The organism is Pseudomonas sp., assembly GCF_048265905.1.
Taxonomy (GTDB): domain Bacteria; phylum Pseudomonadota; class Gammaproteobacteria; order Pseudomonadales; family Pseudomonadaceae; genus Aquipseudomonas.
The window spans coordinates 1-9,995 of record NZ_JBLXAP010000013.1 but is presented as its reverse complement, the minus strand read 5'-3'; the positions used below and the strand labels follow the sequence as shown (position 1 = coordinate 9,995).

Annotated in this window: 11 protein-coding genes; 4 read left to right on the top strand and 7 right to left on the bottom strand. The window is 50.7% G+C overall.

The window, feature by feature from the left end:
• Nucleotides 1–167: 167 nt before the first annotated feature.
• The 6 genes from hda to ACN0UH_RS15920 form a co-directional block, all read right to left on the bottom strand.
• Nucleotides 168–872 carry a DnaA regulatory inactivator Hda gene (hda, locus tag ACN0UH_RS15945; RefSeq protein ID WP_417662982.1) on the bottom strand — a complete coding sequence of 235 codons (705 nt, stop codon included), beginning with the start codon at nucleotides 870–872 and terminating at the stop codon, nucleotides 168–170.
• Nucleotides 873–1,281: 409 nt separating this feature from the next.
• Nucleotides 1,282–1,707, bottom strand: coding sequence for a hypothetical protein (locus tag ACN0UH_RS15940; protein WP_417662981.1), 426 nt, complete (start codon nucleotides 1,705–1,707; stop codon nucleotides 1,282–1,284).
• On the bottom strand, nucleotides 1,704–2,276 hold the full coding sequence (locus ACN0UH_RS15935) for a type VI secretion system amidase effector protein Tae4 (protein WP_417662980.1): 573 nt from the start codon (nucleotides 2,274–2,276) through the stop codon (nucleotides 1,704–1,706). Before ACN0UH_RS15935 ends, ACN0UH_RS15940 begins: the two co-directional genes overlap by 4 nt.
• Nucleotides 2,276–2,860 (bottom strand): PAAR domain-containing protein, encoded by a 585-nt coding sequence (locus ACN0UH_RS15930; RefSeq protein WP_417662979.1) that lies wholly within the window; start codon nucleotides 2,858–2,860, stop codon nucleotides 2,276–2,278. The genes ACN0UH_RS15935 and ACN0UH_RS15930 overlap by 1 nt, the downstream gene beginning before the upstream one ends.
• A 147-nt stretch (nucleotides 2,861–3,007) precedes the next feature.
• Nucleotides 3,008–4,078, bottom strand: coding sequence for an AI-2E family transporter (locus ACN0UH_RS15925; protein ID WP_417662978.1), 1,071 nt, complete (start codon nucleotides 4,076–4,078; stop codon nucleotides 3,008–3,010).
• A gap of 95 nt (nucleotides 4,079–4,173) precedes the next feature.
• Entirely contained in the window at nucleotides 4,174–5,271 is a 1,098-nt protein-coding gene (locus tag ACN0UH_RS15920; protein WP_417662977.1) for a DUF2066 domain-containing protein, read from the bottom strand.
• Between the two features lie 199 nt (nucleotides 5,272–5,470).
• Here ACN0UH_RS15920 and purM point away from each other — a divergent pair, with 199 nt between their 5' ends.
• Genes purM through ACN0UH_RS15905 form a run of 3 tightly spaced genes read left to right on the top strand, consistent with a single transcriptional unit; the run spans nucleotide 5,471 to nucleotide 7,895 of the window.
• Complete coding sequence (gene purM, locus ACN0UH_RS15915; protein ID WP_417662976.1) at nucleotides 5,471–6,529, top strand: phosphoribosylformylglycinamidine cyclo-ligase; 1,059 nt, start codon at nucleotides 5,471–5,473, stop codon at nucleotides 6,527–6,529.
• On the top strand, nucleotides 6,529–7,176 hold the full coding sequence (gene purN / locus ACN0UH_RS15910) for a phosphoribosylglycinamide formyltransferase (RefSeq protein WP_417662975.1): 648 nt from the start codon (nucleotides 6,529–6,531) through the stop codon (nucleotides 7,174–7,176). Before purM ends, purN begins: the two co-directional genes overlap by 1 nt.
• Nucleotides 7,177–7,184: 8 nt before the next feature.
• On the top strand, nucleotides 7,185–7,895 hold the full coding sequence (locus tag ACN0UH_RS15905) for a DUF3108 domain-containing protein (protein ID WP_417662974.1): 711 nt from the start codon (nucleotides 7,185–7,187) through the stop codon (nucleotides 7,893–7,895).
• Between the two features lie 136 nt (nucleotides 7,896–8,031).
• Here ACN0UH_RS15905 and ACN0UH_RS15900 read toward each other — a convergent pair whose 3' ends face one another.
• Nucleotides 8,032–9,363 (bottom strand): Wzz/FepE/Etk N-terminal domain-containing protein, encoded by a 1,332-nt coding sequence (locus ACN0UH_RS15900; protein ID WP_417662973.1) that lies wholly within the window; start codon nucleotides 9,361–9,363, stop codon nucleotides 8,032–8,034.
• Nucleotides 9,364–9,571: 208 nt separating this feature from the next.
• On the opposite strand from ACN0UH_RS15900, the gene ACN0UH_RS15895 reads away from it, so the two are divergent.
• Complete coding sequence (locus ACN0UH_RS15895; protein ID WP_417662972.1) at nucleotides 9,572–9,856, top strand: Rho-binding antiterminator; 285 nt, start codon at nucleotides 9,572–9,574, stop codon at nucleotides 9,854–9,856.
• Nucleotides 9,857–9,995 lie beyond the last annotated feature (139 nt).

Here is a 9,995-nt window from a genome sequence, read left to right as displayed (position 1 = left end):
TTTTTTCACCTCTAACCCAAACTTAAAATCTGACTTTCAAGCGCAACGAGCGCAGGTCAGACAAGGCGAAGGGCTGCTTGAAACGCGGAGCTTACTCTTGTAAGTGAGCATTTTCAGGTAGCCATTCAACGCAGTATCACCAAGCGCAGTCGCTTCAAAACAGATTTTTACCAGCCGAGGGTTTCTTTTAGAAAGGGAATGGTCAACTTGCGCTGAGCTTGCAGCGATGCTTGATCCAGTTGCTCAAGCAGATCAAACAGCGAGTTCATGCTGCGCTCGCCTCGGGTCAGGATAAAGCGTCCGACCTCTTCACTCATGTGCAGGCCACGGCGCGAGGCGCGTAGTTGCAGAGCGCGCAATTTATCTTCATCGGATAAGCCCTGTAGCTGAAACACCAACGCCAGGGTCAGGCGCGACTTCAAATCAGGGAGTTTGATCTTCAACTCACGCGGCGATGTATTGGCCGATAGCAACAACTTGCGGCCGCTGTCGCGCAATCGGTTGAACAAATGAAACAACGCCTCTTCCCAGATGGGTTGGCCGGCAACGGCTTCAAGATCGTCCAGACAGACCAGCTCACAACGCTCCAGATTATCGAGCAAGGCAATGCCATGAATGGCTACATCAGCCAAGGGCAAATACACCGCCAGTTCGTCGCGCTGCTCAAACTTGAGGCAGGCCGCTTGCATCAAGTGGCTGCGCCCTACTCCATTCGCGCCCCACAGATAGATAAGACTCTCCGTCCAGCCAGCATCAACGTCACACAGGCGCTCAACATAGCCCAGCGCCGCAGCATTGGCTCCGGGATAAAAGTTGGCAAATGTGGCGTCATCACGCAGACGCACACCTAAAGGCAGCTGGATCGGTTTCATACTGAGTTTTGCGGCTCTTCTAAAGCGCTAGCTGGAGGCTCTCCATAAAGTGATGAAAGTTTATAGTCTTCGGCGGGCTGTGTCATTGATGCATTTTGCTGCTCAATTCAAGGGCTTAGGCCTGATGACCCGCTCGAATTTGCACACAATGGCGCTTCGTTTTCGACACATAGACTCTCGAGGCCAACCCACTGGCTCTGCCCGTTTTCACATTGCCATTAACCCAAGATCTTACTGACAGAGAAACTAAAACGTTGCCTGCCTCAACACCTTTGATTCATATAGAAACCATAGTGAATTACTCACGAGAAGCTGAACGTGATTACTTACCCACAGGAGCGGCCCTTGCGTTTTCCCTGATAATTCTGCTTCTCATTATGGTTTTACTCTAAAGAAAGGGTCGAGTTACTTAGGCTGGGGCATGGGATAGGTACTTATCCTGTGCTTTTATGAACTGGTCAAACTCATCAGAGTTGTAGATTTGAAGGCACGAATGGAAAACATTTTGGTCACCAGAAGATTTGAAAATGGAACGTGTTTTTTTATAGGCACTTAATACAAATTTTTTTGTTTCAATGTAGGGGTTGTATATTATTTCTAAGGTGTCTTCATTTTGCTCAATAATGTACTTGCCTGCCCCCATTGGCGAGTATGCCCCGATAGCCAGGTTGATGTCGGATTTTACATCTGAGTCGCTTTTGAATTGCCCAACAATACAGTTAGCCAGTCCATAGTTCTTTAGTTGAATTCGGGCATCATCGATATCGCTGTCAGCGAGTGCTAGATTACCAGGCATCAATAGATAAACTAAAATATAATAAACAAAGCGCTTCATCCTTTGAGCTCCCAGTAGTCAATTTTTATGAGTTTTATGTTTGGATTTTCGTAGGTATGGCTATCCAGGCGATGGTAGTCGCTTGAGTCTCCGGTCGTGCTTCCATCCCAGAGAGTTACATGCCCTGTTGCATCAGACCATCCTGAAACTGTCATTACAATGATGCCTTTTTTGCCATTAAGTAATGCACTTTCTTGTGATTTCAACGTTTGGTCTGGCTCTCCCCAGTTGAATTTCAAAAATTCGATTATGTCTGCAACTTTTAATATATATGGAAGCCCGTCTTTTCCAGCCAGCCTGTAAATAGGCTTGTTCTGAATAATAGTTCCTTTAGGTATTCTGAATCCGCCATGATTAAGCCCCCAACTCATTCTTAAAGCGCAAGCGTTGGCGTATGCAGCAGGATTCTCTGCTCTCGCCGCTTCTACACCTCCACCAACGAGGGTGTATACATCTAAAGAACTTTTATTCCCCACCGCGGCATAAGCATTCCATAGGCTACTAAAGCGAGGTCTGCGAATCTCGATAGATGTGGATTCCGGTCCAGCTTGTACGACTAAAGAAGTCATTAGATGCTTCCCTCCATGTCGAGTGTTTCTTGCTCAAGAAATAGCGGTATTGTTGCTACTCCGTCATCACCAACCGTGCCGGTTAGAGTGCGTGAAATAGGCTCGATTATGGTCGCTGAGACGGTTTCTCCTGCTGCGTACCCTGATGTTTTAATATGAATACTTATATCAGTATAAAATCTAGAGGCAGAACTTACAGGTATTTGCTCTTGTCCGTATGACATGTAGATCTTGTTGATCGACTTTGTTTGATTATAGAGTGGGGCTATTGGTTGGAATGGTGCAGCTTTAGATTCTGCACCGCCATAAACAGTTGATTGACTTGATAGTACTTTGTTTGATTGAGATGGGCAGCCACAAGCAACATAGTCGCCTTCCAGTGCAACCGGGCCGGCTGGCAAACTGACTGTTCGAGGACCGACAGCAACTATTGGCCCTTTGCCTGCACTGCATGCCGGGCAACTCGCTAAATGCCCTATTGATGACGTTTCGAAAGAGCCATCGATACTAATACCGGAGTTACCTTCTAGTACTCGTCCGCCCGTCGTGGTTGGTGCTCCAATGCCGATCATCTTCCGACTCATACCAAATCCTTTTGGTTAATAGATAACGCTTGAGTGCCAAAACATTATGGGTGCAGTGTATCGCAATGATCCAGTGATGAAGACGTTATCAATTTGCCGTGTATTATTTTGAGCAGTCCTCACTCTCTTTATGGCCTCTGATTAAACTCAATCAATTACTTCGCCATTATTATAGGTACCAGATTGTTTATAAAAATCATGGGCATGGCGTAGCAAAACCATGATTACAGCAGCAACAGGCAAGGCCAATAGAACGCCAGCGAAACCAAACAGTTGGCCGCCAGCCATGATTGCGAAGATTACCGCGACTGGATGCAGGCCAATGCGGTCCCCCACCAACCATGGCGTCAACAGCATGCCTTCAAGCATTTGCCCTACGATAAACACGGCTGCAATGGCCAGCAATGGATAGGGATCAAGGCCAAACTGGAAGAGCCCAGCGATCAACGCTGATGAAATACCGACGAATACGCCCAAGTACGGAACGATACTGGCCAAGCCTGCGAATACCCCTATCAGCAAGCCAAGCTCAAGACCGATCACCATCAAACCCGTGGAGTACATAACGCCAAGCGCCAGCATCACCAATAGCTGCCCGCGCATAAAGGCGCCAATCACTTCATGGCATTCGCCCATCAATTGAACAATGGTTTCTTCGTTTTGGCGCGGCAACATTGAGCGAATTTTGTCTACCATCAAATCCCAGTCGCGCATCAGATAAAAACTAACCACTGGAATCAGCAACAGGTTTGCCACCCAGCCAACCAAGGCCATGCCTGAAGCGGTGACTTTCTTAAGCACCATGCTGGCAATATCAGTGGTTTTCCCCAGATTGTCCGAGAGCGCGCCTTTGAGCTGATCAAGGCGCCAGAAATTATCATTGAGACCAAACTTCGCCTGCACCCAAGGCAGCGCAACATGCTGCGTCCAGTCAATCATCTGCGGCACTAATTCGTACAAACGCACCAACTGCTTGCCGAGTAGCGGAACTAATACCACCAGCAAAATAGTCAAGACCAGGCTGAAAATAGCAAAGACAATGATCACGCCCCAGGTCCGTGAAACCTTCAGCCGCTCCAGCCGATCCACTAGCGGATCACCCATATAGGCCAGCACAGCCCCGACCACAAAGGGCGACAACATTGGCCCCAGCAGATAGAGCAACCACGCCAACAATACAAAACCGACAATCAAATACCAGCGTGGCAAAGCCTTCATCCCTAAATCCTCAGTTTGTCGTTGTAGGTGGCACTAAAAAGCAACCACTGTTTCTGTCAGTGGTTGCTCGGGCAATCAATTACCGTGCAGTGTGTTTACCAGCGGAAACGCAACACGTTGGCCTTGGGTACATTGCTTTGCGGCGCTGGAGGTTGCGGTGCGGTGCTTTCGCCCGTGCCATCGGCGCTCGCACCTGAATCAGGCGAGTCTTGCTCACCGGCGACAACTACAGGCTCAGGATCAGCAGTGGCTGGCACTTCTTGCAATTGAGCAAGTGCTAACTGCGAACGCAGTTGTTCAGCGTTGGCTTTAACCTTGAATACCAAGCGGCCGTTGTCGACTTTGCTGAAGCTTGAGTCGAAAGGCTCAAGTAGCTGCTGAATTTCAGCATATTGCGCTAAACCAGCGCCTTCTATTTCAAGGGTCAGATCAGTTGAAGATCCTGCAGCTGCGACATAACGCTTGGCCAGCAACTCACTCACGGCCATCATCACCGAATCAGCAACGGCTGCCTGATCAGCACCCTGTGCACTGCCTTTGAAATCATCGTTACCGATCCAAAGACGCCAATCGGCGTTCCAGGCACCGTCATTCTCACTTGCCTGCACGGCCAACAGCGCATCAGCTGCATAACGCTCAGATGCGCTACGCAATTCATCCGGTGACTGCGCACTCAGATTTTCTGCAGTGCCCACCAATTGCTCGCTGAGATCAGCCAAGGGCAAACGCAACGGCAGACCGCGATGCTGCGCTGCACGATTCAACGGCTCTGCGCTGGCAAGACCATCACCGACCAAACTACTACCGTTAATGTCCTCGTTCAGCCACCAGGTCATCACGGCGGGACGATTAGCACTCCAGATCGGCAGACCTGCCTGGCGCAGCGCGCGATCAGTGCTTGCTGGATCGAAACTGACAACGATGCTGTCGCCCTCGAAACCATACTGAGTAACAATTTGTTGCGGATCTTTATAAGTTTCGGCCAAGTCCGGATTTTTAGAACCATTGGCCTTGCCGGTCAGGCGCAAGACCAGCGTGTCCAGCGCACGTCCCAATTCGGCATTGCGTTGATCAGGCTGCTGACTAGCACCTGCTTCACGGACTTCATAGAGGTCAGAAACCGTTGCTGCCAGGCTCGGCAAGCTAAACAGCAGGGGTAATGACAAGGTGAGCAAACGAGCGATCAGGCGCATTAATTAGGTTCTCGACGGGCTTGGGAACGGTTAAAACACCGCATTAGACAGGCTATACCTTAAACAGCCGCTCGTCCCCCGGCAACCATAGCACTTCGTGGGTGGTCGCTGCCTGGCAAGCCTGATAAAATCGCGCGCCTCGCAGCCCGGTCCATATAACGCCGGTACTCATCCGAATTTTCCTTAAAGGCCTGTACCCATGAGCAAGCAACCTTCCATCAGCTACAAGGACGCAGGTGTAGACATCGACGCAGGCGAAGCCCTGGTTGAACGCATCAAAGGTGTCGCCAAGCGCACCGCTCGTCCGGAAGTCATGGGTGGCTTGGGCGGCTTTGGCGCTCTTTGTGAAATCCCGGCTGGCTACAAACAGCCTGTATTGGTTTCGGGCACCGATGGGGTCGGCACCAAACTGCGTTTGGCGCTGAACCTCAACAAGCATGACAGCATTGGCCAAGACCTGGTCGCCATGTGCGTCAACGACCTGATTGTTTGCGGTGCCGAACCGCTGTTCTTCCTCGACTACTACGCCACCGGCAAACTTAACGTCGATGTCGCCACGCAAGTGGTCACCGGCATTGGCGCAGGCTGTGAATTGGCGGGCTGCTCGCTGGTTGGCGGTGAAACCGCTGAAATGCCGGGCATGTATGAAGGCGAAGACTACGACCTGGCAGGCTTCTGCGTGGGCGTGGTCGAGAAAGCTGAAATCATCGACGGCAGCAAAGTCTGCGCCGGTGATGCTTTAATCGCCCTGCCGTCTTCCGGCCCGCACTCAAATGGCTACTCATTGATCCGCAAGATCATCGAAGTATCTGGCGCCGACATCGAAAATACTCAACTCGATGGCAAACCGCTAACCGATCTGCTGATGGCTCCGACACGCATCTACGTTAAGCCGTTGCTCAAGCTGATCAAAGATACCGGCGCAGTTAAAGCCATGGCGCACATCACCGGCGGCGGTCTGCTCGACAATATTCCCCGGGTTCTGCCAAAAGGCGCACAAGCTATCGTTGATGTTGCCAGCTGGCAGCGCCCAGCTGTTTTCGACTGGCTGCAAGGGAAAGGCAACGTTGAAGAAAACGAAATGCACCGGGTACTCAACTGCGGTGTTGGCATGGTTATCTGTGTTGCACAGGATGACGTTGAAGCCACTCTGAGCAACCTGACTGCTTCGGGCGAACAGCCTTGGGTAATCGGTCAAATTGCAGATGCCGCAGAAAACGCCGACCCAGTGGTTCTCAACAATTTGAAAAGCCACTAATGTCGACGCCTTGCAACGTAGTCGTGTTGCTCTCAGGTTCTGGGAGCAACTTGCAAGCCATTATCGACAGCCTCGACTCAACTAGCTCAGCACGCATCTGCGCGGTGATTTCAAATCGCGTAGACGCTTACGGACTTGAGCGCGCCAAAGCCGCTGGAATCGCGACAACCGCGCTGGATCATCGCCAGTACGACAGTCGCGAGTCGTTTGATGCGGCGTTGATTGAAGCAATTGACGCCCACGCTCCTCACTTGGTGGTACTGGCGGGCTTTATGCGCATCCTCAGTGCCGACTTCGTGCGGCACTATGCAGGACGACTGTTGAATATCCACCCCTCGTTGCTACCGAAATACAAAGGCCTACACACCCATCAACGAGCTCTGGACGCTAAAGACACGGAGCACGGCTGTAGCGTGCACTTCGTGACAGAGGAACTCGATGGCGGACCATTGGTCGTACAAGCAGTAGTCCCAGTGAATGCAGACGACTCAGCGGCGAGCCTCGCCGAGCGAGTTCATCAGCTGGAACACCAGATCTACCCGCTAGCTGTACACTGGTTTGCCGATCAACGCTTGCACCTTAGCTCGCAAGGCGTGATGCTTGATGGTAAGCCACTCGCGAGTACTGGCTATATTTTCCGGACCTAGGAGATAACATGCGTCGGGCCTTACTGTTCGCACTTGCGCTGATTAGCGCTCCCGTCTTCGCAGACGAGATCAAACCCTTTACCGCAAGCTACACCGCAGACTGGAAACAACTCCCTGTCAGCGGTTCAGCAGAACGTAATCTGACTGATTTGGGTGATGGCCGCTGGGAGTTAAACTTCGAAGCGTCGATGCTGGTCGCCAGCCTCACCGAAACCAGTACCTTCCGCATCGAAGACAATGCGTTCATGCCCCTGAGCTACAAATATGAACGCGGCGGCCTGGGCAAAGGCAAATCAGTCGAGCAAGACTTTGACTGGTCAGCCAAGCAGGTCATTGGCGATGATCGCGGAACCGCTGTGCGCATCCCGCTGAACCGTGGCTTGTTGGACAAATCAACCTATCAAATGGTTTTGCAACACGACGTGGCTGCTGGCAAGAAAAGCATGAGCTACCAAGTGGTCGATGGTGATGAAATCGAAACCTATGATTTCCGAGTGCTCGGCGAAGAAGCTGTGGCCACCAAGGTCGGCAAGATAGACGCAATCAAGGTGGAGCGGGTACGCGACCCAACTCAAAGCAAGCGCAAAACCACTCTGTGGTTTGCTAAAGACTGGGATTATTTGCTGGTTGCTCTGAACCAGATTGAGAAAGATGGCAAGGAATACCAGATCATGCTCGAAGAAGGCACCGTGGCCGGCAAAACCGTTAAAGGCAACTAAACCACGAGCCCATTCAACGGATATAGATCAGCACCAAAAAGCCGAGCACTGCTCGGCTTTTTAATGCCTGCCATCCCGCTTTAATCCGACACTTGCACCCTGAGTTGAGTACAGCTGCAAACTAGCGCCAGCGTCATTACTGCACTAACTTGTGCCCCGCATGCTCGACTGGCAGCTGATTCAATATCGTCAGAGAAAGTGGCTTTAGGCGCGTCATCATCGAGCGAACCAAGGCGATGAACACGCCCAACATCAGCCCTAGCACTAAGCCCAAAACAACTATCAACAACTTCTTCGGTTTAATTGGTGAAAGCGGGCTAACAGCAGGCTGGTCGACATCGACAAGCTCCAGCAACAGCAAATCAGGCTTGAGCTCCTGCAAATAGGATATCTCCTCTTCCCACTTGGCCAACTTATCCAGGAACAAATCATCATTGGCGCGCTGACGCAATGCTTCGACTTCTCGGTTACTGCGCAGCATCCGCAGCTGCTTCTCTAACTCGCCGACTTTCGCGTCAGTAAAGTCATCAGAGGTACGCGCTCTTAAGGCTTTACGCTCTGCACCCAAGGCTTCAGTACCCATGAAATAGAGAGGGATTTGCTGATTGGTCACTTCTGTACGGATCAAATTACTTGCAGCTGGCTCGCCAAGATCACGCATAGACGAGGGTGTTGCTGGCTTATGTATATTCAACTGTTCGGCGATCATAATCGCCTCGGTCAACTGCATAATGCGGTTTTGACGGCGTAACTTAAGCTGCTGACGTAAGCCTGCGAGCTCATCCAGGAGGTTGGCACGCTTAACGCTGTCAGCCTCCAGTAGCTCGGCTATTTTTGATTGTTTGTCTGCTTCATAGCCGATACGGGCAGCCGCAATCTGGCTTTTAAGCTTATTCAGGCGATTAGCCACAAGCGTATCAATTTCGGCGGCAATACGCGTGCGCTCTTGCTCGACGGCATAAGTGATCAAGCCATTCACAACTGCAGGCCCATCAACACCCTCGGGATAAACAAAACTCAAACCGACATAGTTAGATAATGAATCGGCTTTCTTTGCGTCAGGCTTTAAAATATTGAATGCCGACGCGTTCAACCGCTCGAACGCTTGCTCGACAGTCATCCCTGGCTGCTCTAGCGCCTGGAAAAGCGCTGCGTGATCGTGAAAAAACGCATAGCGGGTTGAATAGGACTCAAGCGAGATACCAATACGCTTGAGTACTTGATCTCTATCAACCTTATAAACGCCGGTAAGATTGAGCTGATCGAAACTTTTCAGCGAGGTGGGCTTGAGTACACTTTGTGTCTGATAATAAGGCGTTGCCAGCAACGCGTAGGTTCCAGCAACAATGGTAACCAACGCCATGACACTGACAATTAGCCAACGCTGTAACCACAAGCTATTAATCAGGGCGAATAAATCAATTTCATCGCTATTAGTTTCTGAACCATGGCTGACACGAGCGTTCATTGAAGCATCCATATTAATTGCTTAGAAAATCCATCTTCAAAACTTATCTAACACGTTTAGAATGGACATACCCCATAACGAAAGCTTGGGTGCCCTGCTGGGCGCGATGAAGATATCACTTGGCCACTATTCTGCCAAGCGATTGATATACTCTATATAAATCAATCGGTAGGCCTACCTGATTGATGGCTTAACAGGAGAGTATGCAATGCATTCAACGCCTTATCAGCCGCTGGCCTGTGACCTGTATGATCTGTTAGAGGTTGCCTGTCTACATCGTTACGATCTGGTAATTGAACTGACTGATGGCGGGACACTTGAAGGCCAGGCACTGACTACCGAAACAAGCGCAGATAAACAAGAGTTTCTTATCGTCAGAAGCACTGACGATAGGCACCGCTTGCGCCTCGACCAATTACAGGCGATTACCGCTGTGACTCCAGGAGCGAGCTTCAAGCGCATCGAACTGAATAGCCCAGGTTGCTCGATCTAGCCGTTTCAGCGAACCTGCAGGCAATAAAAAGCCGGGTATAAACCCGGCTTTTTATTAGTGTCTGACCCGTCCTGAATAAGGTTTACACCTTCTAGGTTCTTTTTCAGGAGAGTCCCATGACTGAAGGTGTACGACGAAG